This window comes from Candidatus Kerfeldbacteria bacterium (assembly GCA_016214565.1).
Taxonomy (GTDB): Bacteria; Patescibacteriota; Patescibacteriia; order UBA10025; family JAHIVO01; genus JAXDBW01.
Genome location: JACROE010000002.1, coordinates 1,006,370 through 1,032,653, shown reverse-complemented (window position 1 = coordinate 1,032,653; position 26,284 = coordinate 1,006,370). Strand labels below are relative to the sequence as shown.

Here is a 26,284-nt window from a genome sequence, read left to right as displayed (position 1 = left end):
ATGCGACATCGTAGAACAGCTAAAAAATTAGGACGGTCCGGTTCAGCTCGTCGGGGATTAACTAAAAATCTCTATCGGTCTTTTTTCATCCATGGAAAAATGACTACAACCGAGGCAAAAGCAAAGGCGATTAAACCTGTTTTAGAAAAACTTATTACCACGGGAAAACGCAATACGCTTCATGCGCGACGTGAAATCATAAAGCAAACGGGAAGCGCTGCTGTTGCAAAATTACTGCTTTCAGATATTTCTGTACGGTATAAGGACCGAAATGGAGGCTATCTCCGTATTACGAAGTTATTCAAACGAACAGGTGATGCCGCGCCTATGGTTATTATTACCTACGTTTAAATACCGTATGCCAAATAAACCACTGCAATCAAATACTATTACACTCGATGCTACCAATCAGCGGTTAGGCAGACTTGCCTCTGTTGTTGCGCGGCATCTCATGGGGAAAACATCCGCTTCGTATGCGCCGGAACAGGTACCACGGACAAAAGTGGTAATTCAGAATATCAAGCATCTTAAGATTGATGACCGAAAACTTGTAAATGAAAAGTATTGGAAAACATCACGGTATCCCGGTGGAATGAAGAGCACTTCTTGGGCTACTGTTCATGCGAAGGGTTCGAGCAATCTATTTATCAAAGTGCTCACCAATATGCTTCCTAAAAACCGGCAACGCCGGACAATGCTTAAGCACGTTAGTTTTGAATAGTATTTTTACCTATGACCACTGCAATAAAAAAATCAGGTGTGCATAAAAAGAAAGCACCAGCGAAGAAAAAAGCTGAGAAGAAGCATGTCAAAAAGACGCCGGTAAAGCATCCGGAACATCCTGTACACGTGCCTGTCGCCAAGCCAAAGCGCAAACAAACCTATTTGTACGCCGTCGGTCGGCGCAAACAATCGGTTGCTCGAGTTAGATTTATTATTGGAGACCAGACTGAACTATTCGTAAATGGGAAGCCACTTAATGCTTTTTTTAATAACCCAAGTTGGCAGCGAATCGTTCAAGAACCAATAATAGTTGCTAACGTGCAGGGTTTGGGATCGTTTTCAGTTCAGGTTTCCGGCGGTGGTACTCAAGGTCAGGCCGAAAGCGTGCGTTTAGGCATCGCCCGCGTGTTGCTTAAGCATGATGAAAATTTAAAACCGCTGCTGAGGTCGCACAAATTGCTAACAGTCGACGCCCGCGTCAAAGAACGAAAGAAATACGGTTTAAAGAAAGCTCGACGAGCGCCTCAGTGGCAGAAACGGTAATACCATGCCACAATCAGCTGCAGTATCTAGTAATCAATCCACTGCCAGCGAGGAACGCATATTGAAGAATACGAGCTACTTAACGATTGCCTTTATTATACAGAAGGTACTTTCTTTTTTGTATTTTATTTTTATTGCCCGCCAATTAGGGCCGGTTGATCTTGGATTATATGATCCGATAAAATCATTGATTCCAATCTTGCTGATATTGATTGACTTTAGTTTAAGTACCGTAATGGTTCGTGAGATTGCTCGATCTCCCGACCGAGTGGAAAAATATTTGAGTAGCATTTTGGGAATTAAAGCCGTACTCGCTTTTGTCATAATAACCAGCATGGGACTGTTCACGAACTTTTCCGGCTATTCATCGATGGTCAAAATCGTGCTGTACCTTGATGCAATCATTGTTGTCCTTGATACGTTTACATTGACATTTTTTGCTGTTTTTCGTGGTTTGCAAAACATGAAATGGGAATCAATCGGAATGATTGGCACGCAGTTACTGACTATTATATTTGGCTCTATCAGTTTACTGCTAGGGTGGGGATTGCAATCTCTCTTTATTGCCGTAGTGATAGGCAGCGTTTTCAATTTTATTTTTTCCTTTTACATGATTCGAAGTCGGTTGAATATTCGCATACGGTTGCATTGGGACAAGGAAATAATAGTGAAATTTTTAAAAATGGCATTTCCGTTTGCCATCGCCGCAATTTTTATCAAATTTTACACGTTTACCGATCGTTTCATGCTCCTTTTCATTCATGGCCAAGGACACGCTGGCTGGTATGCTACAGCTCATAAGTTGACCTATGCGCTTGAATTTATTCCCTCTGCTTTCGCGGCAAGCATTTATCCTGCGATGAGCTCATATTTTTTACACTCTCACGCTGATTTGTCTAAAACGTTTCAGAAAGCGATGCATTATTTGATGATTATCGCCGTACCAATTTCCGTCGGCATGGTACTCGTTGCTGACAAGCTGGTGATTGCACTATATGGCGTTGATTACGAAACCTCAATCTTACCACTGAGAATACTTATTTCTAGCTTAATTGTAATTTTTCTAAATTTTCCCGTTGGCGCATTTCTAAATGCGTGTAATCGGCAAGTTATTAACACCCGGAACATGGGTATTACGGTGGCTATTAACATTATTCTTAACATTCTTCTTATTCCCAAATATTCATTTAATGGTGCAGCTCTGTCAGCATTTATTAGCGGCTTTATACTTTTTTTCCTCGGTTTACGCTGGGTAGGGAAGATAGTCGCCTATGACAAGCGATTTCTTATTACAGTGTTGGGTAAGTCGACACTTTCAGCTTTGGTAATGGCAGGGGTAATCGTAGTGTTGCAAAATTACATTTCAGTTTTTATAACTATTCCGATCGCGGCAGTTACATACATTGGCATATTGTTGCTTGTAAAAGGCGTTGATCGAAGCGAGATTGCGACGTTTTCGCGCGCATTATTAAATCGATTTAAATGAAGAAATCGTTATTAGTAACTTTTGATTTTCCGCCGGTCACTGGTGGTATTAGCCATTCACTATGGAATTTTTGCACTTCCTTTCCTGAAAAGAGTGTGGTGGTTTTAACGCAACCATCAGATGTAAAAATTCAATCAAGTTTTTCCATCGTACGAAGAAAACTTCTCGGTCCTCAGTATATATGGCCGCGGTGGTTGCTGCTTGTGTGGCATATGCTGAAAATCGCTCGCCAGGAAAAAGTTGAGTTGATTCAGGCTGGTCAAATTTTGCCTATTGGTACAGCAGCGTTGATTATAAAAAAATTCTTTCACATTCCCTACGTTGTGTATGTGTACGGGCAGGATTTAGTTATTTCTCAAGGAAATAATCGCAAACATGCGTTAATACAATCAATATTGAGGCAAGCTGATGGCGTGATTGCAAATAGTGAGTTTACAAAAAAGTTAGCTGTAAGCCTCGGTGCACATGAACAATCAACGGTCGTCGCATATCCTTATTTTCCGCGTTTTTTTGGTTCCGCAGTTAGTAGAAATGATGTTGACGCTTTTAAAAAAAATAACGATTTATTTGGGTGGCAAATCTTACTAACTGTCGGAAATTTAGTATCGCGAAAAGGCCACGATCAGGTTATACGTGCGCTGACTTTAGTAAAAAGAAAGTTTCCAACGATTAAATATATCATTATTGGAAAAGGTCCTAAGGAAGAGGAGTTGAAAAAATTAGTACGAGATTTAAATTTACTTGATAATGTCGTATTCAAGGGTAAGCTCGCTGATAATGAGTTGAATCTTTATTATACCGCTGCTGATATGTTTATTATGCCTTCACGTGCATTGAAAGATGCACAAGGTGAGCTCTGCGATGTAGAGGGTTTTGGCATGGTGTACTTAGAAGCATCGTCTTTCGGTAAACCGGTAATTGGCGGTAATACTGGCGGCATCCCGGAAGCAATACATGATGGCAAAACGGGTATTTTAGTTAACCCTGAATCAATAAATGAGATAGCGAATGCAATTATTGATCTGCTTTCTAATCCTCAGCGCGCACAATCACTCGGTGACGCTGGGAAACAATTTGTGAACGAAAAATACTCTACCATTGACCAGGCAAACGCCATTATTAGTTTATTGTCATGAATCAAGTTTTAATTAGTATTATCATTCCTTGTTATCAAGCGGCGGACACTATTGAAAAGACGCTTGATTCAATTTTCAAACAAACATACCCATTCCTAGAGGTAATTGCTGTCGATGATGGGTCTACTGATCAAACATTATTAGTTCTTAAAAAATATCAAAACAAAATTACGATTATTTATCAAAAAAATCTAGGCGCGTCAGCCGCTCGCAATGCAGGTTTTAAAGTATCAAAAGGTGAGTACGTGCTTTTCTGCGATGCAGATGTGGTACTGACTAATACAATGATTTCAGATATGCTGTCTGAATTATCTCGTAATCCACGCTCAGCCTATTGCTATTCAAATTTTAAATTTGGCTTTCATACATTTGATTTGTTTCCTTTTGATGCAAACCGTTTAAAAAAAGAGAATTACATAAGTACCATGTCATTAATTCGGCGGGAAAGGTTCATTGGATTTGATGAATCATTATATAAATTTCAAGATTGGGATTTATGGAAGCGGATGCTTGAGCGCGGGGATACCGGCTGCTGGGTTAATAAGCGATTGTTTTATGCACCAATGCGCGCAGGTGGTATTTCTTCATACTCACTAACCAACATTATTAAACTCATTTTTCGAAAAATTACTCAGTTTTTTAGCTAAATTGCTTCAATCATGGATGTTTCAATAATTATTGTTAGCTGGAACAGTCGACAACAAATTCGTCGTTGTTTAGATTCAATATTTAATACGCAACAAGCGGTTTCGCGTGAGATCTTTGTTGTGGATAACGCATCAACTGACGGAACTCAAGAAATTATTGAATCATATGGCTCAATTATAACCGCCATATATAACAAAAAAAACTTTGGATTTGCTCGAGCTTGTAATCAAGCCATAAGCCAGTCACAAGGTGAGTGCATAATTTTATTGAATCCCGACACTGTTTTAACAAATAATTCCTTAAATGCGACTGTATCGTTTTTTGCTCAGCACGCTGAAGCTGGAATTATGGGCCCACATTTAATCTTTCCAGATGGTTCTACCCAATGGTCAGTTCGCCGTTTTCCTGACCTACTTTCGCACATGATTATTTTGACTAAGCTTCACAATTTCTTTCCAAATATCTCCATTTTGCAACACTATTATTGTTCCCAATTTAACTATACTCTAGAGGCGCCCGTGGACCAAGTAATGGGTGCTTTTTTTGCTTTTCGGCGTAGCCTGGTGAATCTGATAGGACTATTGGACGAACGATATTTTATTTGGTATGAGGAAGTTGACTACTGCTATCGTGCGGCCTCAAAAGGATGGAAAACATTCTACAATCCCGCTATTCAGATTGTTCATGAAAAGGCCGCCAGTTTTAAACAGCGGCAGCCATACGCCCTTCAGTTAATTATGTGCCACAGCATGCTTCACTACTTTTTTAAAAATAAAGGCGTACTATACTATATATTACTTTTGCCGTTTGCTTTTCTAAACATCATTCTTGGCTTGTTGCAATCAGTGTTTCGAATTCATAAAGTTAAGAGAAATTTGTGACTACTTTTTTCAAAAACAAAAGTATATTTTACATTTCAATTATTTGTATTGTATGCTTTGAAATGCTATCTTTAATTGGTTTTCAGCAACCGATCGTAAATACCGCTACATTTTTTTTAATTGGGGTGCTTACGTTTGTGCTCAGCTTGCGATTTCCGTTTGCTGGGCTTTGTATAGTTGCTACGGAAATTGTAATTGGTTCGTTTGGCTATCTTTTCTATTTTCAGGTTCATGATACCCGGATTTCTGTGCGGATAGCGATTTTTGCTGCAGTTTTTTTGGCCTGGCTTATTCGACGATTCAGATTCCGGACCCTCTACTTTTTTAAAAACCCTTTAATCAAGCCCATAATTGCACTGGGAATAATTGTCAGTTTTGGGATTTTACTGGGTATTGCTCATGGCAATGGATTGTCAGCAGTATTCAATGACGCAAATAGCTATTTATTCTTTCTGCTACTCTTAGTCATTTCTGATATCGTTTTTTCAAAAAATGATTTTAAAAAACTGTTTATTGTTATATCAGCTGCTTGTACTTGGGTTATTATCAAAACGTACCTGGTACTAGTGTATTTTAGTCATGTTTCTGACGAGTCATTGATTAAGTTTGCTTATCGTTGGCTTCGAGTTACACGAATAGGTGAAATAACAGCCGTTGTCGGCAGTGTCAGTCGAATTTTTTTCCAAAGTCATTTGTGGATTGTATTTGCCATGGTCATCGCTGCTTTTGTGCTTATAAGTTACGTTCGTCGGAAAAACTCGCTTAAATCAAGGGTATTGTTAATTATTATGATTGTTCTTTCAATGAGTGTAATACTAATTAGCTACTCAAGAAGTTTTTGGCTCGGGTTGGCGATGGGTTTGACCATTTCGTTTTCAATATTATTGATAAAAAAATTAATTTCATTTCGCGAGTTCATCGGTATAGCGATCGGCACATGCATAGTTGTAGCGCTTGGACTCGGTATTAATGCATTTCTTATCTATTTGCCATTACCTGGTCTATCAGGGGAACTCGTAAATACAGGTGATTTACTCGTTGATCGAGTGACTGATTTAGATGAACCAGCAGCAAGTAGTCGCTTCGCTTTGCTTGATCCACTCATCGATACAATACGCACCCGACCAATTATGGGCAGTGGCTATGGCACAACCGTAACATACCAATCTGTTGCACCACGTGCGCTCGAAGTTAACAATGGCGTATATACCTCCTTTGCTTTTGAATGGGGTTATCTCGATATATTGACGGAAGTAGGGTTAGTTGGATTAGCTGTTATTGCATATTTTATGTATCGGGTTTTTAAATTTGGCATACAGGTACATCAGGCGAGTCAAGATGATGAAGAGCGTTTGTTTATAATTGGTTTACTCAGCTGTTTGCTGATCCTGATGTGCATTCACATAACCACCCCTTTTCTTAATCATCCGCTTGGCATATTCTTTGTTATTTTATGCATACAATATTTTACGGTTTCTTCTCAAGCAGGATCTGGGGGGAGGCTATGGAAAGCTTGAAAAAAGAGTTTAAAAATTGTATACTTGCAGCTACTGACGTGATTACTTATGCTTGACGTATCCATTGTTATCGTCAATTACAATGCTCGAGGCTTGCTTCGACAATGCCTTAAGTCTATTTTCGATAATCTTACGTTGCCACGTGATAAAGCAACTGTAGTTGTTATTGACAATAATTCCAATGACGACAGCGTTGCCATGGTTCGTGAACAATTTCCGGAAGCACGTTTAATTCCTTTGGAACATAATGGCGGGTATGCCAAAGCGGTAAACTTTGGGATTCGTTCAGTTGAATCCCGTTATTACCTCATCCTAAATATGGACACCACGTTGGTTCAGCCTCGGACAATTGAACGTATGGTTGAATTTATGGATACTCACCCCAAAGTTGGTTTGGCCGGCCCGAAATTAATTAACCCAAATGGCACAACTCAAGCATCTTCATGCATGTTTCCGAAGTTTGTATATCCGCTGTATCGACGAACGTTCCTTGGTTCATTTAGCTTTGCAAAAAAGGCCATTAGTCGCTATTTGATGCTTGACTGGGATCATAACGAGACGCGTGCAGTGGATTGGGTAATTGGGACTGGTATGATTGTTCGACACGAAGCGCTCCAACACGTCGGATTGATGGACGAACGTTTTTTTATGTATTTTGAGGACGTCGACTGGTGTCGCAGATTTTGGGAATCAGATTGGCACGTGATGTATATTCACCTCATCGAGGTTGTCCACTACCACGGCAGGGGATCTGCAAAACAACACGGCTTGATATCAATTATGCTAAATCGACAGACCAGGGTTCACATTATTTCGTGGTTAAAATATGTGTGGAAGTATTTGGGCAAACAGCAGATTCATGGTAAAACTGCTACATAAGCAACTTTGCTGTTCTCAGCAAGGCGGCTACTTACTCTAGTCGTTGCAGTCACTATGCTCAATGTCAGTCCCAATCTAGACGGTAAATTTTACTTGAGAAAAGTATTATTAGTTACTATCCCGCTGCTTGCGACAGTAGGTGTTTTTTGGAAATTTTTTATTGTTGCGGAAGTGCCTTTTAGGCTCGATTATGCCGAAGGGTTTATTTTTACCAATTCACTGAGTATTCTGCAAGGGGAATCAATATACCAAAATATTGTTTCCGGGCCGTATATATTTGGTTTTTATACCCCACTTTTCAATTATGTAAGCGCTGTCTTGATGAAACTGTTTGGGTCTGATATATCTGTTCTGCGAACCCTTTCATTTATTTTTTTCCTAGGCAGCGGAGTAAGTGTCGGGTATATTGTAAAAAAGTACACGCACAGTTTATTTGCAAGTCTATTTGCCGCTTTATTGTTTTTGAGCGCATTTGTCATATCCCAGTGGAGCAGTGTGGCACGACCCGACATGTTTGGCCTTTTTTTAATTTGTCTCGGGTTGGCCACAACTGTTGTTCCGTGGCGAATTAACTTTTTAAGGATCGTAATACCATCAGTTATTTTTGCGCTCGCTTTTTTTACAAAGCAAAATTTTGTGTTTGCCCCTCTGGCATATAGTATTTATTTGGGTTTAAATAGCAACAAGAAGAACTTGTTAAGTTTCGCTGGAATTTACGCGTCGTGCCTTACACTTGGTATACTCCTTCTTCATTATTGGACAAAAGGTGAGTTTACAAAACAGGTATTTGTATATACGGGGTTGGTTTCTTATGGAAATTTGTATACTGCATTTAGAATTGTGGCAATTACGGCTATAACCGCAACCCCTTTCATTATAGCCTCAGTCAAAAGAATTATCAGTAAACCAAAAAATCTACTTTCTATATATGTTGTGTGTAGTGCGCTGACTGGTTTAATGCTATTGCGTGATGGGGGAATACAAAATTATCTCATCGAATTTATTCTGGCGGTTGTCCTAGCGGCCTGCACGACGGTACCCTGGGATACATTACAACGGGCACCAGCTGCGCATGTCTACCCTCTATTGTTTGTCCTACAGTTTTTTTTCGTCCTTTGGTCATATTCCGCCATGCCATGGGATGTGCAAACCTACGCCACAGAACGGCTAAACATATTTAACCAAGAGGTATCTACTATTAGACGTTCATCGCGAATTTTGGTCGAGGACCCTTTGGTAGCGCACGCGACTGCGTCAAAAATTGAACTCGATCCATACACCTATGGGCAAATTACCGAATCTGGCTTGCTGTCGAATACTCAGTTATTTTCTGAAATTAAAAATGGACAATTTCAATATCTTGATGATTATGGCGCATTTGATCGGATTAACGGTATGTTGGCCATAAAAAGTGAATATTTTTATCCAGAATTGCTTCTCAAATTTTCTAATCCAATAAAGCCGTTTGATTACAGTTTGTATAACAAACATGTCGTAAGTGAAATTGGGACGCTGTATCATTTTGGTGTTTCGGACTAGATTGTTAAAAAGTATTTACCATTTCACGATTAGTGCATTACTTGAGTCTATTCAAATAATTTGGTATAATAGTTTGACTAAAGGCTCAAAAATTACGCATTAAACAAGTATTTTTTAGTATTAATCTTGAATAAGTGGTTAGAAATCTGGTTCCTCTATGAAAAATAAAAAGATTAGAAACTTTGTAAATCCAAAAGTAATTTATCATCCGCCCCGCAAAACACGAAAAAAAGTATGGTGGTATTGTTTTGGGGGGATTGTTATGTTGTCGCTTTTTTGTATTGTACTTGGGTGGACATACATGGCCCCCGCACAGGAGGTTCTGGCTCAGAGCAAGGCTGGTAAAGATTCCTTTTTAAAAGCACAGGATTCATTACTTGCCCAGGATTTCAGTGGTGCGCAGATTCTCCTTGATGCAGCAATAAATGATTTTACATCGGCCCAAAAAACGTTTAAAAAATTTCTTTGGCTGCAGCATGCGCCTTGGTTAGGAACTCAAATTAAGGCAATCGATAATTTATTTTCTGTAGGAATAGCTACTGGCCAGTCAGTTCATGATGTTTCTGCAATAGCCTCGTCAATCGTCGCCCCACTTACGAAAGACGAAGAAATTAGTTTAGCAACATTAACAGAGGAGCAGACACATCAATTACTTGCCGATATATACAATTCAAAACCAAAACTTGAAGAAGCAAAGGTGTCTATTGATCAGGCCGTTTCCTATGTCGACAAAATTCCCAGCCATGGCTTAATTCGGCAAATAAGTGAGGTTATTGCCCCACTTAAAGAACAGGTGCCGCTCTTGCAGTCAGGTTTGGATCAGGCGATATCCGTGAGTCAAATTTTACCCTTAATAGCAGGCTATCCAGAACCTAAAACGTATCTTTTTTTATTGGAAAATAATGCGGAGTTGGCCCCGTCTGGTGGATTTATTGGAACCTATGGCATTCTCAAAATTAGGGATGGCGACATTACTTCATTTGTAACCGATAACGTATACAACTTGGATGAGCCAGCTGAAGAATGGCTTGACGTTGACGCCCCATGGCAGGTCGCTCGCTATAATGCCGCCCCAAAGCTTTTTTTAAGAGGGGCTAGTTGGTCACCAGATTTTCCAACTACTGGTGAATTGGCTCAGTGGTTTTATCGCGAAGAACGAGGTCCAGAAAAAAACTTAGATGGTACGGTTGCGATAACCCCGACCTTTATCCAGTCGTTACTCGGGCTAACCGGAGAAATAACCGTTAACGGATTAACGTTTACCTCTGAAAATTTTACCGATCAGCTTCAGGATCAAGTAGAACGTGGATTTCTACGACAAGGTCTAGAATTGTCCGAGCGCAAAGAAATAATCGGCGTATTATCAAAAATTATCCTTGATGATGTACTCGCGCTGCCGAAAAGTCGTTGGCCAGAATTATGGGAAGTATTTCAGCAAAATATTAAGGAAAAACAAATTTTGTTATATGCCAACGACGAGTACGTCCAAAGTATGATTCTTAAGGAAAATTGGGGTGGGGCAATTGAACAAGTTGATCACGATTATTTGTCAGTTATTGATGCAAACTTAGCAAGCTTGAAAACTGATCCGGTGGTTAGAAGGACAATTAACTATTCAGTTGAGCGCGATGGTGAGAACTTGATAGCTGATGTGAACATTACTTATGAGAATACGGGAACAATAACCTGGAAAACAACTCGTTATCGAACGTACACTCGGGTCTATGTTCCGGAAGGGTCTACATTACTGAAATCAGAAGGCACCATGGTTGATTGCAAGATGGACGACGTGGGTGGCGTTGAAACACTTGAAGAGTATCAAAAGACTTCTTTTGGGGCGTTTATTTGCATTGAGCCGGGTGAATCAAAAACGCTGCATTATAAATACCACTTACCCAAAAGAATTTACGATCAAATGAGCGCAGGTTCTTATAAGCTTCTTATTCAGAAGCAAGCAGGAGCCGGAAATCATGCAGTGTCGGCACGAATAGATTTGAAGCAGCCGCCGCAGCAAGCTGCTGGGCTTGACATTGATACCATAATAGCCGATACTGTAGTTTCATTTTCATCCATTCTGTCCCAGGATCGTTTGGTTGAAATAACCTTCGATTAACCAAATTTCAATGTTTGCACGTAAATTAGCGATTGACCTCGGCACAACCAGTTCGTTGGTTCATATTCCAGGACGAGGTATTGTTATCAATGAGCCTTCCGTGGTTGCCATTTCGCTAACTGACAAAAAAGTCATGGCTGTCGGGCTTGAAGCTAAAGAAATGATCGGAAGAACGCCCGATACCATTGTTGCTTCGCGGCCTCTTAAGGATGGAGTTATTGCTGACTACCGTACGACTGAGGCTATGATTAAATACTTTATTAATAAAGCGCTCGGCGGCGTTCGTTTTTTTCGTCCAGAAATAATGATTGCGGTACCGGCCGGCATCACTTCTACTGAACGTCGAGCGGTCATCGAAGCTACTCTTCAAGCCGGGGCAAAAGCCGCCTACATTATTAAAGAACCAGTTGCTGCAGCGATTGGCGCTAATATACCTATTGGATCAGCTTCAGGCCACATGATAGTCGATATGGGCGGCGGAACATCTGAAGTAGCCGTTATTTCACTTGGTGGCATTGTTGCAAATTCCTCTGTTCGTATTGGTGGGACCAAGCTTGATGCAGCTATTCAAGAATTTATTCGTCGAAAATACAATTTGGCAATTGGCGAGCGCACGGCAGAAGATCTTAAGATAACCATTGGTTCGGCACTACCGTTAGCTGAAAGTATGTATATGGAAATACGTGGTCGAGATTCAATACAAGGATTACCAAAGACGGTAACCGTAGAAAGCAATGATGTCACTGAGGCAATTCAAGATGAGCTAAATGGAATGATTCAAGCCATCAAGTCAGTTTTACAAAACACCCCGCCCGAACTTTCAGCCGACATTATGGATAAGGGGATGGTTCTTTCCGGGGGAACTGCGCAGCTGCGTAATCTAGATAAGCTTTTTGCGCAGGCTATTGGCATCCCTGCATTTGTGGCTGATGAACCGCAGTTATGTGTTGCTAAAGGAACTGGCGTTGCTCTAGAGAATCTTGAGTCGTATAAGAAGAGCATTCTCGCAACAAAATAATGGTAATTGGGATTGACGCATCGCGTGCAAATCAGGTGCGCCGTACGGGCACTGAATGGTACGCGTTTCATGTGATCAATGAAATAATACGACGACTAGAACCGACGGATCGCGTCATTTTGTACGTAAAAGATAAACTAGTATCAGACTGGCCTGCCTTCACGTCGCAAGTTTCAGTTCGGATACTTCGCTGGCCACCGCAATTTATGTGGACGCAATTTCGGCTTGCCTGGGAAATGCTTTGGCATGCACCGGACGTTTTGTTCGTTCCCGCTCACACGATACCTATAATTTGCCCCCGTAAAACAATCACCACATTGCATGACATTGGATTTGAATTCTTTCCTGAATTATACTCACAGCATACGATTGGTCCTCGCTGGCTCGATCATGCACTGCGCCTAGTTTCTTTTAATACCATACGATCGGACGAATTATCGTATCATCGGTGGTCTGCTCGTGTGGCTCTGCGCAAAGCAGCTCGAATTATTACTGTTTCCGAATTTTCAAAAATGGAAATTGCGCACCATTATTCGGTTGACCCCACTCGCATTTTGGTTATACCCTGCGGATTTAATCGAGAATATGCGCCGATACCAGAAGAGAACCGCAAGTTTTTTTGTGACAAATATAAGCTGAATAGAAAGTTTTTTCTTTTTATTGGCAGAATAGAAATGAAAAAAAATATTATCAACATGGTAAAAGGATTTGAAATATTTTCTAAGAAGCACCGTGATTTCGACTTCGTTTTAGCGGGAACTCCCGGATATGGGTTTGAATCAATAGATCAGGTTATACAGAAGAGCGCAGTAAAAAGTAACATACGTCAACTGGGGTGGTTGCCAACCGAGGAAATGCCCACACTGATGAATAGTGCACACGCTTTTATTTTTGTGACTGCGTATGAAGGTTTTGGAATTCCTAATCTGGAAGCTATGGCATCTGGAGTGCCGGTGCTGACCTCGAGCCACGGAGCTACAGCTGAGGTGGTAGGTGATGCCGCCCTTACGGTTGACCCCCAAAACGCTGAATTAATTGCACAAGCAATGGAACGAATCGCTTTTGATGAATCATTGCGTAGCGAGCTTACCAAGAAAGCAACGCGTCGAATCGAGCGATTTAGCTGGGGGACCGCTGGCACAGGAGTCCTAAAAGTCATTAAAGAATTGGTATAACATTGGCATCATTCTCGACTTGCCAAAATGGTTGTTTTATGTTACTTTTTTATACACCTATATAGAAAATGTTATGATAAAATCACCCGTTGAATTGAGTGGGATTTGTGGTAACCAAAGTCAGTTTTTGTACGTATCAAGAATCATTGCGCAACCGCATGACCAGCCACATGCTATTTTATTGACTGGCCCCGAGCACGTAGGAAAACGATTTGGTTTATATCAAATTTTGCATTCTATACCGAAGCAATCGTCACTTGATTTTCTTAGCTTGACCCCAGCCGAAGAAAAATCCACAATTGGTGTAGATCAAATTCGTGAGCTGCAAGCCGACATTTCACGACGGCCCCTTTCCGGAAAATATTGGGTACTGATTGATGATGCAGCTTTACTTACAGAAGAGTCTGCTAATGCATTATTGAAAGTTCTAGAAGAACCTCGCACGAATTGCAGTTTTTTTCTTATTACCAACTCAACCGAACGAATTCCCCAAACTATTCGCTCACGGTGTTTGGCGATTCAATTTCTTCCTGTAGCGACTGACGAAATAGCGCACTGGCTTCGCACGATCAACGTATCAGCCGGAACCGCACGAATTATTGCAGCTGCGGCACAAGGGCGGCCAGGCATTGCTTTTCAGTACAGTAGCGAACCGTCTAGTCTATCTGAATGGGAAGAACGAGGAAGAGCATTGTGCGCATTGATGGGGGAACCAATACACGCGCGATTACAGACTGTCCAGACTTTGTTACCAGCCAAGAGCAGTACTGCAGTGACTCGCTTGATTATTGAGCAATGGCTCGGCATTATACGCGATATTTTGCTTATACAACATCATCAGCGCGCTCGTATTAATATATATGCCGAAGCCACACTCGAATCGTTATCCGCGCGTATTTCACGAGGACGAATACTCAACCTAGCTCGAACGCTGACACGTGCATTTGATATGTCCGACATGCCACTTCAAAGTAAAGTCCTTTTAGAAAATTGCGTATTAAGCATATAGCTATGCGATTTATTTACCGATCAATACTTCTTCTTTTGCTTGCTGCATTAACAATCGGTGCAACCGGCTGTTCAATTACCAAAAAACAAACTTCACAAACTGATGGCGGATTTTATGCTTCTACCGATTTTGGTGAGAATTGGAAGCAAAAGGTATTTGTAAATAAAGAGAAAAATGGCATACGTACAATTGCCTCAGTCGGAACAAAAAAAATGATTTTTGATCCGTTAACTCGTAGTCGGGTCTATTTGCTATCGTCAGCTAACGGCATATATGTTAGTAGTAATCGTGGTGAACAGTGGACGCCGACCGGTCTGAGTACAGGTAGCTATGTCGATTTATCAATAGATTATCGGAATAACGCGGTATTATACGCGACACAAGGCACGAAGATTTTGAAAAGTGTTGATGAAGGAGTGCGTTGGAGTGAAATATATACCGAAACTCGACCAGATCAAAAATTAGTTTCAGTTCAGGTTAGTCCTACTAATTCGCCGATAGTGTATGCTGCAAGCAATGGTGGAATATTAAAAAGCACTGACTACGGAAATACCTGGAAATTGCTTGATTGGACAATGCCAGCTATTACTCAATTACGCGTCAGTGAACGAAGCGGAAACACATTATACGCTTTAACTTCGTCAGGAATTTACAAATCTACTGACGGTGCGCAAACATGGAACATCATTACTGATCCTTTGAAAAATTTTCCCGGTGCACTTAAGATACTGTGGTTCAATTTTGACCAACGCAATGAACATATTATTTTAGGTACGGCATATGGTGTTTTACGTTCTACTGATGGCGGGTCGACTTGGAATGAAATACCCACTCTATTTGATTTTAAGAAAGTGCCGATTGTCGCTGTCATTGACCATCCCAATGACCTAAATAGAATTGTGTTTGCCGTTAAAAACGTTTTGCACAAAACTGACGATGGCGGACTAACATGGAAAACGATTAAAACAGTTGGCACAAGCCGCTCAATAAACTATTTGATTAATGATCCAGAAATTGTCGATTCAATTTACGTTGGTACCCAAGAACCCCCTAAAAAATAACAAATATGTATGACATCTCCAATAATTGAAAAGCAACATTATCAGTTTGACGAAGCGGTGGCTCACTTTAAGCACGAGTTGAGCAATATTCGTACTGGTCGAGCCAACCCAGCGGTTATTGAGCAACTTCTTGTCGATTATTACGGTACGAAAACCCCCCTTATCCAGATAGCCTCAATTACCGTTCCTGACTCACACTCACTTGTTGTGCAGCCGTGGGATCAAAACGCTCTCAAAGATATAGAAAAAACTTTGCGCGCTTCTGATTTAGGTTTTAATCCGGTAAACGAAGGTCATCAAATTCGCATCCCGATTCCACCGCTGACTGAAGACCGGCGAAAAGAGCTGGCGAAGATTGTGCATGAGAAAGCTGAAATGGCCCACATTTCTGTCCGAACTGTACGAGAAGCAATTTGGAAAGAATTAAAGGATGCAAAAGCGAACGGTTCTATAACGGAAGACGACTTATTTAAGCAGCAAAAAGAGCTCCAGAAAGTCATCGATGAGCATAATGCAGAGATAAAATCGATGAGCGAAGAAAAAGAGCGTGAAATCATGACACTTTAATATGCTGCTGACGATCATACTTTTCGTTGTCATTTTAGGGCTACTTGTATTTGTGCACGAATTGGGGCATTTTATGGCCGCTCGTCGCATGGGTATGGCTGTAGATGAATTTGGTTTTGGATTTCCACCCCGAGCCTTTGGTTTGTATAAAAACGCTGTAGGAACATGGAAAATAGTTTTTCGAAAAACTCCCGAATCCGATCAACCAAGATCAACAATATATTCGATAAACTGGTTTCCGCTTGGCGGATTTGTCCGTATTAAAGGTGAGCAAGGGGATAAAAAAAATGAAGCTGACAGCTTTTCGTTTCACAAACCATGGCGACGCGCAGTTGTTTTGATGGCTGGCGTAAGTATGAACGTAATATTTGCATTTGTTTTAATAAGCATTGGTGCAGGCATCGGCTTGCCGGGTGTTGTTGACGAGTCGCTTCCATCATATGCTCGTGTCAGTAATGATCAGTTACAGATCGTGCAAGTAAATGATGACACGCCTGCGGCCCAGGCAGGATTACAAGCAGGGGATACTGTGCTTTCGATTGATGACCAAGAAGTTGCATCGGTCAGCGCATTTCAGGAATACACGCAGCCCCGGCTTGGGAAAGAGATGACTATCACCGTGAGGCGCGGCGATGAAGTTACCACTCACCCAGTCACGCCAGAAGCGCTCTACGAAGAGGGAAAAGGCGCAATTGGAACGGCACTTGCCGAGACCGCTTTTATCACATATCCCTGGTATATAGCACCCTGGATTGGCCTGCAAACAACTATTTCTCTGCTCTGGCAAATTATAGCCACCTTTGGGATAATTATTGCTGGTTTGTTTACTGGTCAAAGCGCCGGGGTTGATGTGGCTGGGCCAATTGGAGTTGCGGCACTGACCGGACAGGTAGCACAGCTTGGATTTATTTACGTACTCCAGTTTGCCGCTATATTATCTATAAACTTGGCAATCATAAACGCGATTCCATTTCCCGCGCTGGATGGTGGTCGACTCCTTTTTGTCATTATTGAAAAAATTCGTGGAAAAGTAATTCAACATCGAACTGAAACCCTAATTCACAATCTTGGTTTTATGCTTTTGATGCTTTTGGTTGTTTTTGTTACGTTTAAAGACTTAAATCGATTTACTTCAATTTTCGAAAAAATCGGAAATATTTTTTAGTTCTATGCGTCAATCTATTTTATTTCCAAAAACAGCGCGAACGGCGCCTAAAGACGAAGTTTCGCGTAATGCCCAACTCCTAGAACAAGCCGGCTATATTTCTAAGTTATTTGCCGGTGTTTATTCGTACTTACCGCTTGGTTTTAGGGTTTTAAGAAAAATTGAAAAGATAATTCGGGAAGAAATGGATTTGGCTGGTGGGCAAGAACTATTTATGCCAGCCCTGCATCCTTTGGAAAACTATCAGCAAACTGGCCGCGCAGACATTGACGTTCTCTTTCATCTCGAAATGGCCAATGGCAAGAAATTAGTTTTAGGACAAAGCCATGAGGAAGTTATAGTCCCTTTGTTTAAAAAGTATATTCAATCATATAAAGACTTACCCCGACATTTATACCAGATTCAAACAAAGTTTCGAAATGAACTGCGCGCGAAATCTGGCATTTTACGTGGACGAGAATTTATGATGAAAGATTTATACTCATTTCATACAACCGAGGAGGATTTATTGAAGTACTATGATCGAATGCGTCAAGCGTATGAACGTATATTTATGCGAGCCGGAATCGGTCATTTAACTCATTATACGTTTGCATCAGGCGGGACTTTTTCAGAATTTTCTCATGAATTTCAAACGATAACATCAGCCGGAGAAGATACCATTCATGTATGTGAAAAATGCGGTGTGGCAATTAACGATGAACTAATAACAAAATATCAGGCCTGTCCGGAGTGTAACGGTCGTACGTTTGCAAAACACACTGCGATTGAAGTGGGTAATATTTTTCCACTAAAGACAAAATTTTCAGAAAAATTTGATTTATCATACACATCGGAAAGTGGTACAAAGCAATTGGTCGTTATGGGATGTTATGGAATTGGCTTGGGGCGACTGATGGGCGCTGTGGTGGAAGTGAGACATGATGATAAGGGAATTTATTGGCCACGACAGCTGGCACCATTTCAAGTACATTTAGTTAATTTAAATCAGGAATCGGGAGCCACGGCTGACACGGTATACAACCAACTACTCGATCAACATATCGAGGTACTTTATGATGACCGCGATGAAAGTGCTGGTGTTAAATTTGGCGATGCTGATTTAATAGGCATCCCTATTCGATTAGTCATTTCAAAAAAGACCGCTCAACAGGTCGAATTAAGTCACCGCGGAACTCGCCAGGGAAGTTTAATGAGTGTATCATCAGCAATTAAAGAGATTGAACGACATTACGTATGAGTATTATAGATGGCTTTTTAGGACGCTTTTCAAAGGATATGGGCATTGACCTGGGTACGGCAAATACCCTGGTCTATGTACGAGACCGCGGGATCGTTATCAATGAGCCCTCGGTTGTTGCAATTAATACACGCAACGATCAGATTTTAGCCGTTGGAATTGAGGCGCAAAAAATGATCGGAAAAACTCCGGCACACATTGTTGCGTCACGACCGCTTGTCGATGGCGTCATATCTGATTTTGAAGTAACGGAAAAAATGCTTAAGTACTTTATTGACAAGGTGCATCGTGAAAGTTTCTCAGTATTGCCGCGACCGCGCATTGTAATTGGCATTCCGCTTGGTGTGACTGAAGTTGAGCGAAAAGCTGTAGAGGACGCTTGTCTCAATGCAGGCGCCCGTGAAGCATTCTTAATCGAGGAACCCATGGCTGCCGCAATCGGATCACGCCTTCCCATACAGGACGCATCGGGGAACATGGTTGTCGATATTGGCGGCGGAACGACTGAAATAGCCGTGATTTCGTTGGGTGGCGTAGTTACTTGGAAATCCTTACGTACCGCAGGAGACGAGCTTGATCAAAATATAATTCAATATGCGAGAGATCATTTTAATTTATTGCTTGGCGAACGTACTGCCGAAAGTATCAAAATTTTGATTGGATCAGCGCTTCCCTCAGATGAGCCACAAGAAACCACCATGCGCGGACGTGATCTAATCACTGGCTTACCAAAAGAGGTTGTTATCAATAGCAATCATGTCCGTGAGGCAATAAATAGATCCTTGCGCCAGATTCTCGAAGGAATTAAAACAACGATTGAAATTACCCCTCCAGAGCTGGTGGCTGATATTTTTGAACGGGGGATAGTTCTATCTGGCGGTGGCGCTTTATTGCGTGGTCTAGATGCGCTGATTCATCAAGAAACGAAGATTCCCGTTCACATTACCGATGATCCATTAACTGCTGTTGCGCGTGGCGCTGGCATTGTACTAGATGATTTGGAAAATTTGAAAGACGTCCTGTCGAACGACAGTTCAAATAGCGTTTTGACCAGCTAAATATGAAGTTTTTACTTAAATCACGCCTCGGTATCATTACCGTGGCGGTTATCAGCATCGGCTTGCTAATTACCACGCAGCGGCTTGGAGTACTGCGTCCCGTGGAAAATATTGTTTCGACCGCATTGAGACCGATTCAAGAATTTTTAGTTACCTCTTCTTTAAAAATACAAAATATTTCTACGTATTTTACTAATTTAGAGAATCTACAAAAGGACAATGAACAGCTACGCGAAGAAATTGCGGCTCTTACAAATAAGAATTTAAAGCTACAGAACACAATTGATGACGCCGATGATATACGAGAACAGCTAGAATTTATTAATTCGAACGATATACAAACGGTCAACGGGAAGATTATCGGCCGTGCATCGGATGAATACCTCAGAACTGTTATTATAAATAAGGGTGATGCTGATGGCATCAAAATTGGCAACCCCGTAATAACCGGGAGTGGGATTTTGTATGGTAGAGTAATTGACACTAATCGATCTATTTCAAAAGTTTTATTACTCAATGATAATCAAAGTGAACTCAGCGTTATTGTTAGCAATGATGCACGAAGTCCGGGAATTTTGAAGGGACAGTTTGGCCTTTCGTTAATTATGCAGTTAATTCCCCAAAGTGACACAATTTCGATTGGAGATTTAGTCATTACTTCCGGTCTTGAAGAATCAATACCTTCCGATCTACTTATTGGTAAAATTTCCGAAGTACGTAAGCAAGACGGGCAATTATTTCAAGAGGCGACCATTGAACCCTTGATTGATTATCAGACTGTTCGTGTTGTAAGTATCATCACACCAGCCTATGCTCAAGAATAGCTTCTTTGCGGTAGCCATAATATTAACCGCAGTTTTTTCAATAAGCTTTTTCGGGAATTTTGACTTTAGTAGAAACTATATCAATCTGCCATTGCTGATTTCAGTATACTTGATTATTCAATCCCACTACGAACGTGGCTTTATTTTTGCCGCTGGTGCTGGGCTTATATTTGATATGTATTCAAGTTCAACGGCTGGAACGTATACGCTCGCTATGGTGGTGCCGCTTGTGGTAATGTTTTACGCTTTTCGAAGTTTGTTTGCTCGCAAATCAATGTACGCGATCATTTTAATGATGATTGTCAGCACCATTATGTACCATTTGTTTATTTGGGGTTTAACCGAGTTTTTTTATTTAGTCAATTGGCGCGAGTTCAGATCAAGTATTAATAGTGATTATATAATTTCTCTGTGCGTTCAGCTCAGCGTGCATGTAGCGTTAATTGTTTGTATTCACGCGTTGTCGCTTCTAGTAGGCCGACATGTAGTTCATCGTTTTCGTTTAAATCCTCGCGTGTAACGTAATGAAACACAACGACATTTTTTCAATAGGCGATGAGCAGAATCGTCATATCAGCCGGAGACAGTACCGTGTGGCTTGGGTAGAAAATTCGTATATACCAACGAGGGACTCTGATACATATCTTACGTCCAATTTTGATGTACGTCGGTTGCGTTGGGTATTTATCGGTATCCTTATATTTTTTGGAATATTGCTGTTTAGAACCGCGTATTTGCAAATTATTTCAGGTGGTGATTTTCGGGCGGCCGCTGAAGATAATCGCATTCGAATTCATGAAGTTAAAGCGCCTCGAGGTATTCTATATGATCGCCATGGGACGATACTTGCGCGTAATGTGGCTAATTTTACACTATCTGTGACAACCGCTGATTTTCCCGAAGATTTAACAACGCGAGCTGCGATTATCAACAAACTGAGTACGAAAATTGGTATAGACGAATCAGAACTATCTGACAAAATAAATGCACTTGAACCGTACTTATTTGAGCCTCGGGTTATCGTTGAACACATACCGTATGACACTGCACTGTTACTACAAATTGAAAGTGCTTCATTACCCGGCATAACGATTCAAGCAGACACTTTTCGAGAATATACCGGCGGAGAATATTTTTCACACAACCTTGGTTATTTAAGCAAAATTTCAGAAACTCAGTTAACCGAACATCCTGAATATTTATACGATGATGTTATTGGTGCTTCGGGAATTGAACAATTTTATGAATCAACTCTTCGCGGAACTTACGGAAAAAAGGAAGTAGAGGTTGATTCATTAGGAAAAGAGATAAAAGTTCTCAGTGAACAGTTACCCTCGCCAGGAAAAAATATTATATTGACCATCGATGCAGAATTGCAAAAAACACTAGGCGAAGCACTTTCAGAATACATGTCCAGTCACAAAAACGTTACAGGGGGTGCAGCAGTCGCTATTGATCCAAAAACCGGTGGCATCAGAGCGCTTGTTTCGGTGCCAACATATGATAATAATGAATTCAACAAGGGTATTTCCGCCGATCGATACGCTGAGCTTATTGCCAATGATAAGCGCCCCCTTTTTAATCGGCCTGTTTCAGGGGAATACCCGTCAGGATCGACTATCAAGCCCTTAATAGCGCTAGCCGGACTTGAGGAAGGAATAATAACGCCACAGACAACCGTTTCCAGTACCGGTGGAATTCGAATTGGAGAGTGGTTTTTTCCTGATTGGAAAGCGGGTGGTCATGGACAAACTAATCTAGCAAAAGCCATCGCCGAATCAGTTAATACGTATTTTTATCTTGTAGGCGGCGGGGACGAAACACACACCGGTCTGGGAGTTGATAAAATCAGATCGTATTTGGAAAAATTTGGTTTAAATACGTTGCTGGGTATTGATGTGCCTGGTGAATCAGACGGGTTTTTGCCGACGAAAGAATGGAAAGAAGAAACCAAAGGCGAGCGCTGGTATATTGGTGACACGTATCATTTAAGTATCGGACAGGGAGATTTGCTGGTTACCCCTTTGCAGGTGGCAAATTACATCGCCATGATTGCAAATGGCGGTACGGTATTTCAGCCTCGTCTGGCAGATTCATTTTCAAGCCCTGACGGACTCAATGTTCAACCTGTTGAACCAAAAATTATCAGGGATCATGTTGCGTCTGAAAAAAACTTAAAGGCTGTTCAAAATGCACTGCGTGAAGCAGTATTAAGTGGAAGCGCCCGACGTCTCCAAGAGTTACCAGTGGCGGCTGGCGGTAAAACAGGAACTGCGCAGTTTGGAGCAGATAATAAAACACACTCCTGGTTTACCGCTTATGCACCATTTGACAACCCCGAAATCGCTATTGCGGTCATTGTCGAAGCAGGTGGCGAGGGAAATGATGCCGCACTTCCTGTTGCGCTTAAGGGCCTTCAATATTGGTTTCGTGATGTGCCCCGACCTCAATAATCCGGCACTGTCTTGACATGATTATGAGGAGATAGTAGAATTGCTCAGCAAATAAGTAATGCCGTATATATAAACACATGCCCATGCCATTTATGAATGGCCGGTGCTGATTATTATTTCGATGATATTTGATATACGCAACTAATGATACGAGTATGAATGATCGAGACACATTTATTACTATGGTAGGGCTTGAAAAGCTCAAAAAAGAACTTCATGAATTGAAGAATGTTAAACGTGCACAAATCGCTGAGCGTATACAATCTGCCAAAGAACTCGGTGATCTTTCAGAAAATGCCGAGTACGTAGAAGCAAAAAATGAACAAGGATTTGTCGAGGGGCGCATTATGGAGATTGAGACGATTATTAGAAACGCTACCATTATTCAAAAATCGAAAGGTTCTGACGGCATTGTCCGGGTGGGCTCTCGGATACGGATTAAAGATCATTCCGGCGAGCGAGAATATGTCATAGTCGGGTCAAATGAAGCCGATCCAGCCCAGGGTATTATTTCTAACGAATCCCCCTTGGGTCAGGCTTTTTTAGGCAAAAAAAAGGGGGATATAGTTCAAATTGACCTTCCTAAAGGCACTACAAAAATTGAGATATTAGCAATTGTGAGTTAATCAATCAATAAATAAGCCCGAATGGCTACTTTATTGCGAAATATGGCCTTTTTTGCTATGCTTATCTTCACTGACTAATATTTTTAGCATGTCTCGAATCGACGAAGAATATCTTATTCGGATTAAAAAACTTGATCAACTCCGTCAAGCGGGCATAGATCCGTATCCGCCGCGGACAAGTCGCCGGCAAAGCATCGATTACATCGTTCGATCATTCGATCAATTTTTGGGTACGGGTAAACCTCTGACCATTCCGGGCCGAATTAAAAGTATTCGAGCTCACGGTGGTTCTACTTTTGTCACTATTACAGATGACTCCGGATCAATCCAGGGATATTTGAAAAAAGACACCATGAATGCCGGGCAATATGATTTATTTAGCACCACCGTGGATATTGGCGACTTTATTAGTCTGACGGGCACTCCATTTACCACCAAACGCGGCGAAAAAACTATCCTTGCCACTGACTACAGCATGCTCAGCAAATCGCTACTGCCGTTACCTGAAAAATGGCATGGTTTATCCGACGTAGAAATCCGTTATCGTAAGCGTTACCTCGATCTTATTTCAAATGAAGGAATTAAAGATATTTTCCGCAAACGAGCACTGTTAATCAAAACCCTTCGAAGCGTCGTTGAGGCAGAAGGATTTATGGAGGTTGATACGCCGGTTTTACAATCAATTCCAGGCGGTGCTACAGCGCGCCCCTTCATCACACATCATAATGCGTTGGATGCTGATCTTTATTTACGGATTGCTCCTGAATTGTATCTCAAGCGGTTGATTGTCGGTGGATTTGAAAAGGTATACGAAATCGCGAGATGTTTTCGTAATGAAGGTATTGATCGTGATCATAATCCTGAGTTTACCCAAATTGAAATGTATGCCGCTTATTGGGATTATGCGCAGATGATGAAATTTACCGAAACGATAATTACTTCAATTGTGCAAGCTTTGCACGGTACTTTGACCATTACAACTCACAATCAGGAAATTAATTTTACCGCTCCGTATCACATTACTAAATTTCGCGACGCAATAAAGCACAATGCAAAAGTGGATATTGATACAGCGAGTGATGACGACTTGCGAAAAGCACTGACTGCAAGAGCAGTATCATTCGATCCCAAATCGAATAGAGCCAAGCTGATGGATGAGCTATTTAAGGAAACCGTACGAAAAAATACAATCGATCCTACATTTATTATCGAGTACCCGATTGAATTATCACCATTGGCAAAAAAATGCTCTGGGAATGAACGCTACGTTGAGCGATTTCAGCTGCTAGCTGGGCGCACGGAATTATGCAATGCTTTTACTGAATTAAATGATCCAATTGATCAACGTGCGCGATTTGCAAACCAAGAAGAGATGCGCGCGGCAGGAGATGATGAAGCCCAGCGGATAGACGAGGACTTTATTGAAGCTCTGTCTCATGGAATGCCCCCAACCGCCGGTATTGGAATTGGCATCGATCGCTTAGTGGCACTATTGACTGATTCTCAAAATTTAAAGGAAGTTATTTTATTTCCCACGCTTAAGCCTGTGACTGATCATGACGCCGACTAGAGCAGACGCACTTTTACTACTTAACGAGTACGTTCAAAATCCTAACCTGCAAAAGCATATGTTTGCGGTTGAAGCCGCTATGCGTGCATATGCGACGAAATTTGAAGAAGACGTTGATTGGTGGGGGATGGTTGGCCTTTTGCATGACTTCGATTACGAACGCTACCCCGACTTAAAAGACCATCCATATCGCGGTAGTGAAATACTTCGTACAAAGGGGTATGCGGATGATTTTATCGAAACAATCCTAGCGCACGCGGCTCACACCGGCAAACCACGGGACACGCAAGCAAAAAAGGCAATATTCGCAGTTGACGAATTATGTGGATTGATTGTCGCGGTAGCGCTTGTCCGCCCCAATAAAAAATTATCCGAAGTCACCGTGGAGTCAGTGATTAAAAAGATTAATCAACCCGCATTCGCCCGACAGGTAAATCGCGATGAAATACGCCAAGGCGCAGCTGAACTGAATTTGCCACTAGACGAACATGTAACCATCGTGCTTACCGCACTTCAAAATATTCATCAAACATTAGGACTGTAACAACTATATGACACCAACCCCAGAAACAATAGGCGAATTAACCACATTGGATATTATTATCCGTATCGGACTCTCTTTACTTTTGTCCGGCATTATTGGTTTAGAACGAAAATTTTATCATAAACCGGCTGGGTTGCGGACTAATATAATGGTTTCGCTTGGCGCTACAGTTCTGATGCTGATTTCATTAAGTGCGATCAACCAGTATGATCCCAATGGCGTCGTGGACATTACCCGCATTGCTGCCCAGGTAGTCACCGGTATCGGCTTCCTCGGCGCTGGCGCTATTATCCAAGGCAGGGGATCAATTCATGGTTTAACGACCGCCGCCGGTATCTGGGTAGTGGCAGCTCTTGGCATGGCTGTTGGTCTGGGTATGTACACGATCGCCTTTATCGCTACCGCTGCTGCATTAATTGTATTAGTGGTTCTCGGCCGGATCGAATTTCGATTTGAACATCGACACGATGGTGATAATCAAGCACCGGGAGACGAACCTCAACAATAAT

Annotated in this window: 26 protein-coding genes; all 26 read left to right on the top strand. The window is 41.5% G+C overall.

Features of this window, described 5'->3' with window-relative positions; genetic code table 11:
- The 26 genes from rplQ (at position 1) to HZC01_04995 (ending at position 26,283) form a co-directional block, all read left to right on the top strand.
- On the top strand, positions 1 to 351 hold the full coding sequence (rplQ, locus tag HZC01_05120) for a 50S ribosomal protein L17 (protein MBI5038052.1): 351 nt from the start codon (positions 1 to 3) through the stop codon (positions 349 to 351).
- A 7-nt stretch (positions 352 to 358) separates the two neighbouring features.
- Positions 359 to 721: an uL13 family ribosomal protein gene (locus HZC01_05115; protein ID MBI5038051.1), complete on the top strand. Its 363-nt coding sequence runs from the start codon at positions 359 to 361 to the stop codon at positions 719 to 721.
- An 11-nt stretch (positions 722 to 732) separates the two neighbouring features.
- Positions 733 to 1,266 carry a 30S ribosomal protein S9 gene (rpsI, locus tag HZC01_05110; GenBank protein ID MBI5038050.1) on the top strand — a complete coding sequence of 178 codons (534 nt, stop codon included), beginning with the start codon at positions 733 to 735 and terminating at the stop codon, positions 1,264 to 1,266.
- Positions 1,267 to 1,270: 4 nt separating this feature from the next.
- Positions 1,271 to 2,752 carry a flippase gene (locus HZC01_05105; GenBank protein ID MBI5038049.1) on the top strand — a complete coding sequence of 494 codons (1,482 nt, stop codon included), beginning with the start codon at positions 1,271 to 1,273 and terminating at the stop codon, positions 2,750 to 2,752.
- Positions 2,749 to 3,888 carry a glycosyltransferase family 4 protein gene (locus HZC01_05100; protein MBI5038048.1) on the top strand — a complete coding sequence of 380 codons (1,140 nt, stop codon included), beginning with the start codon at positions 2,749 to 2,751 and terminating at the stop codon, positions 3,886 to 3,888. The genes HZC01_05105 and HZC01_05100 overlap by 4 nt, the downstream gene beginning before the upstream one ends.
- Entirely contained in the window at positions 3,885 to 4,535 is a 651-nt protein-coding gene (locus tag HZC01_05095; protein MBI5038047.1) for a glycosyltransferase family 2 protein, read from the top strand. Before HZC01_05100 ends, HZC01_05095 begins: the two co-directional genes overlap by 4 nt.
- Before the next feature lie 12 nt (positions 4,536 to 4,547).
- Positions 4,548 to 5,417 (top strand): glycosyltransferase family 2 protein, encoded by an 870-nt coding sequence (locus tag HZC01_05090; protein MBI5038046.1) that lies wholly within the window; start codon positions 4,548 to 4,550, stop codon positions 5,415 to 5,417.
- Positions 5,414 to 6,934, top strand: a complete 1,521-nt coding sequence (locus HZC01_05085; GenBank protein ID MBI5038045.1) for an O-antigen ligase family protein — start codon at positions 5,414 to 5,416, stop codon at positions 6,932 to 6,934. The genes HZC01_05090 and HZC01_05085 overlap by 4 nt, the downstream gene beginning before the upstream one ends.
- Positions 6,935 to 6,982: 48 nt before the next feature.
- Positions 6,983 to 7,813, top strand: coding sequence for a glycosyltransferase family 2 protein (locus HZC01_05080; protein ID MBI5038044.1), 831 nt, complete (start codon positions 6,983 to 6,985; stop codon positions 7,811 to 7,813).
- A gap of 54 nt (positions 7,814 to 7,867) precedes the next feature.
- On the top strand, positions 7,868 to 9,352 hold the full coding sequence (locus HZC01_05075) for a glycosyltransferase family 39 protein (GenBank protein ID MBI5038043.1): 1,485 nt from the start codon (positions 7,868 to 7,870) through the stop codon (positions 9,350 to 9,352).
- Positions 9,353 to 9,509: 157 nt separating this feature from the next.
- The gene (locus tag HZC01_05070; protein ID MBI5038042.1) at positions 9,510 to 11,465 is read left to right on the top strand and encodes a DUF4012 domain-containing protein; all 1,956 of its coding nucleotides are present in this window, start codon (positions 9,510 to 9,512) and stop codon (positions 11,463 to 11,465) included.
- Between the two features lie 10 nt (positions 11,466 to 11,475).
- A complete protein-coding gene (locus tag HZC01_05065; protein MBI5038041.1) occupies positions 11,476 to 12,483 on the top strand; it encodes a rod shape-determining protein in 1,008 nt (335 codons plus the stop codon).
- Entirely contained in the window at positions 12,483 to 13,658 is a 1,176-nt protein-coding gene (locus HZC01_05060) for a glycosyltransferase family 4 protein (protein ID MBI5038040.1), read from the top strand. The genes HZC01_05065 and HZC01_05060 overlap by 1 nt, the downstream gene beginning before the upstream one ends.
- Before the next feature lie 73 nt (positions 13,659 to 13,731).
- Positions 13,732 to 14,667, top strand: coding sequence for a hypothetical protein (locus tag HZC01_05055; protein ID MBI5038039.1), 936 nt, complete (start codon positions 13,732 to 13,734; stop codon positions 14,665 to 14,667).
- A 2-nt stretch (positions 14,668 to 14,669) separates the two neighbouring features.
- On the top strand, positions 14,670 to 15,728 hold the full coding sequence (locus tag HZC01_05050) for a hypothetical protein (protein MBI5038038.1): 1,059 nt from the start codon (positions 14,670 to 14,672) through the stop codon (positions 15,726 to 15,728).
- Positions 15,729 to 15,737: 9 nt separating this feature from the next.
- Positions 15,738 to 16,295 (top strand): ribosome recycling factor, encoded by a 558-nt coding sequence (frr, locus tag HZC01_05045; GenBank protein MBI5038037.1) that lies wholly within the window; start codon positions 15,738 to 15,740, stop codon positions 16,293 to 16,295.
- Between the two features lies 1 nt (position 16,296).
- On the top strand, positions 16,297 to 17,460 hold the full coding sequence (gene rseP, locus HZC01_05040; protein ID MBI5038036.1) for an RIP metalloprotease RseP: 1,164 nt from the start codon (positions 16,297 to 16,299) through the stop codon (positions 17,458 to 17,460).
- Between the two features lie 4 nt (positions 17,461 to 17,464).
- Positions 17,465 to 18,700: a prolyl-tRNA synthetase gene (locus tag HZC01_05035; protein MBI5038035.1), complete on the top strand. Its 1,236-nt coding sequence runs from the start codon at positions 17,465 to 17,467 to the stop codon at positions 18,698 to 18,700.
- Positions 18,701 to 18,702: 2 nt separating this feature from the next.
- The gene (locus tag HZC01_05030) at positions 18,703 to 19,758 is read left to right on the top strand and encodes a rod shape-determining protein (protein MBI5038034.1); all 1,056 of its coding nucleotides are present in this window, start codon (positions 18,703 to 18,705) and stop codon (positions 19,756 to 19,758) included.
- A 2-nt stretch (positions 19,759 to 19,760) separates the two neighbouring features.
- Positions 19,761 to 20,582 (top strand): rod shape-determining protein MreC, encoded by an 822-nt coding sequence (gene mreC / locus HZC01_05025; GenBank protein ID MBI5038033.1) that lies wholly within the window; start codon positions 19,761 to 19,763, stop codon positions 20,580 to 20,582.
- Positions 20,569 to 21,102 carry a hypothetical protein gene (locus HZC01_05020; protein MBI5038032.1) on the top strand — a complete coding sequence of 178 codons (534 nt, stop codon included), beginning with the start codon at positions 20,569 to 20,571 and terminating at the stop codon, positions 21,100 to 21,102. The genes mreC and HZC01_05020 overlap by 14 nt, the downstream gene beginning before the upstream one ends.
- Before the next feature lie 4 nt (positions 21,103 to 21,106).
- Entirely contained in the window at positions 21,107 to 23,035 is a 1,929-nt protein-coding gene (gene mrdA, locus HZC01_05015) for a penicillin-binding protein 2 (GenBank protein ID MBI5038031.1), read from the top strand.
- Between the two features lie 155 nt (positions 23,036 to 23,190).
- Positions 23,191 to 23,661, top strand: a complete 471-nt coding sequence (greA, locus tag HZC01_05010) for a transcription elongation factor GreA (protein ID MBI5038030.1) — start codon at positions 23,191 to 23,193, stop codon at positions 23,659 to 23,661.
- Positions 23,662 to 23,749: 88 nt separating this feature from the next.
- Positions 23,750 to 25,231, top strand: a complete 1,482-nt coding sequence (lysS, locus tag HZC01_05005; GenBank protein MBI5038029.1) for a lysine--tRNA ligase — start codon at positions 23,750 to 23,752, stop codon at positions 25,229 to 25,231.
- On the top strand, positions 25,218 to 25,775 hold the full coding sequence (locus HZC01_05000) for an HDIG domain-containing protein (protein ID MBI5038028.1): 558 nt from the start codon (positions 25,218 to 25,220) through the stop codon (positions 25,773 to 25,775). Before lysS ends, HZC01_05000 begins: the two co-directional genes overlap by 14 nt.
- Positions 25,776 to 25,782: 7 nt before the next feature.
- Positions 25,783 to 26,283 (top strand): MgtC/SapB family protein, encoded by a 501-nt coding sequence (locus HZC01_04995; protein MBI5038027.1) that lies wholly within the window; start codon positions 25,783 to 25,785, stop codon positions 26,281 to 26,283.
- Position 26,284 lies beyond the last annotated feature (1 nt).

Bases quoted from the DNA above. Each gene is read 5' to 3' on its own strand.
- HZC01_05055 (MBI5038039.1), top strand. From the start codon at position 13,732: ATGATAAAATCACCCGTTGAATTGAGTGGGATTTGTGGTAACCAAAGT.
- frr (MBI5038037.1), top strand. From the start codon at position 15,738: ATGACATCTCCAATAATTGAAAAGCAACATTATCAGTTTGACGAAGCG.
- HZC01_04995 (MBI5038027.1), top strand. From the start codon at position 25,783: ATGACACCAACCCCAGAAACAATAGGCGAATTAACCACATTGGATATT.
- mreC (MBI5038033.1), top strand. From the start codon at position 19,761: ATGAAGTTTTTACTTAAATCACGCCTCGGTATCATTACCGTGGCGGTT.
- HZC01_05065 (MBI5038041.1), top strand. From the start codon at position 11,476: ATGTTTGCACGTAAATTAGCGATTGACCTCGGCACAACCAGTTCGTTG.
- HZC01_05100 (MBI5038048.1), top strand. From the start codon at position 2,749: ATGAAGAAATCGTTATTAGTAACTTTTGATTTTCCGCCGGTCACTGGT.
- HZC01_05050 (MBI5038038.1), top strand. From the start codon at position 14,670: ATGCGATTTATTTACCGATCAATACTTCTTCTTTTGCTTGCTGCATTA.
- HZC01_05090 (MBI5038046.1), top strand. From the start codon at position 4,548: ATGGATGTTTCAATAATTATTGTTAGCTGGAACAGTCGACAACAAATT.
- HZC01_05000 (MBI5038028.1), top strand. From the start codon at position 25,218: ATGACGCCGACTAGAGCAGACGCACTTTTACTACTTAACGAGTACGTT.
- rseP (MBI5038036.1), top strand. From the start codon at position 16,297: ATGCTGCTGACGATCATACTTTTCGTTGTCATTTTAGGGCTACTTGTA.
- HZC01_05095 (MBI5038047.1), top strand. From the start codon at position 3,885: ATGAATCAAGTTTTAATTAGTATTATCATTCCTTGTTATCAAGCGGCG.
- rpsI (MBI5038050.1), top strand. From the start codon at position 733: ATGACCACTGCAATAAAAAAATCAGGTGTGCATAAAAAGAAAGCACCA.
- mrdA (MBI5038031.1), top strand. From the start codon at position 21,107: ATGAAACACAACGACATTTTTTCAATAGGCGATGAGCAGAATCGTCAT.
- HZC01_05080 (MBI5038044.1), top strand. From the start codon at position 6,983: ATGCTTGACGTATCCATTGTTATCGTCAATTACAATGCTCGAGGCTTG.
- HZC01_05075 (MBI5038043.1), top strand. From the start codon at position 7,868: ATGCTCAATGTCAGTCCCAATCTAGACGGTAAATTTTACTTGAGAAAA.
- HZC01_05020 (MBI5038032.1), top strand. From the start codon at position 20,569: ATGCTCAAGAATAGCTTCTTTGCGGTAGCCATAATATTAACCGCAGTT.
- greA (MBI5038030.1), top strand. From the start codon at position 23,191: ATGAATGATCGAGACACATTTATTACTATGGTAGGGCTTGAAAAGCTC.
- HZC01_05105 (MBI5038049.1), top strand. From the start codon at position 1,271: ATGCCACAATCAGCTGCAGTATCTAGTAATCAATCCACTGCCAGCGAG.
- HZC01_05115 (MBI5038051.1), top strand. From the start codon at position 359: ATGCCAAATAAACCACTGCAATCAAATACTATTACACTCGATGCTACC.
- HZC01_05060 (MBI5038040.1), top strand. From the start codon at position 12,483: ATGGTAATTGGGATTGACGCATCGCGTGCAAATCAGGTGCGCCGTACG.
- HZC01_05070 (MBI5038042.1), top strand. From the start codon at position 9,510: ATGAAAAATAAAAAGATTAGAAACTTTGTAAATCCAAAAGTAATTTAT.
- rplQ (MBI5038052.1), top strand. From the start codon at position 1: ATGCGACATCGTAGAACAGCTAAAAAATTAGGACGGTCCGGTTCAGCT.
- lysS (MBI5038029.1), top strand. From the start codon at position 23,750: ATGTCTCGAATCGACGAAGAATATCTTATTCGGATTAAAAAACTTGAT.
- HZC01_05035 (MBI5038035.1), top strand. From the start codon at position 17,465: ATGCGTCAATCTATTTTATTTCCAAAAACAGCGCGAACGGCGCCTAAA.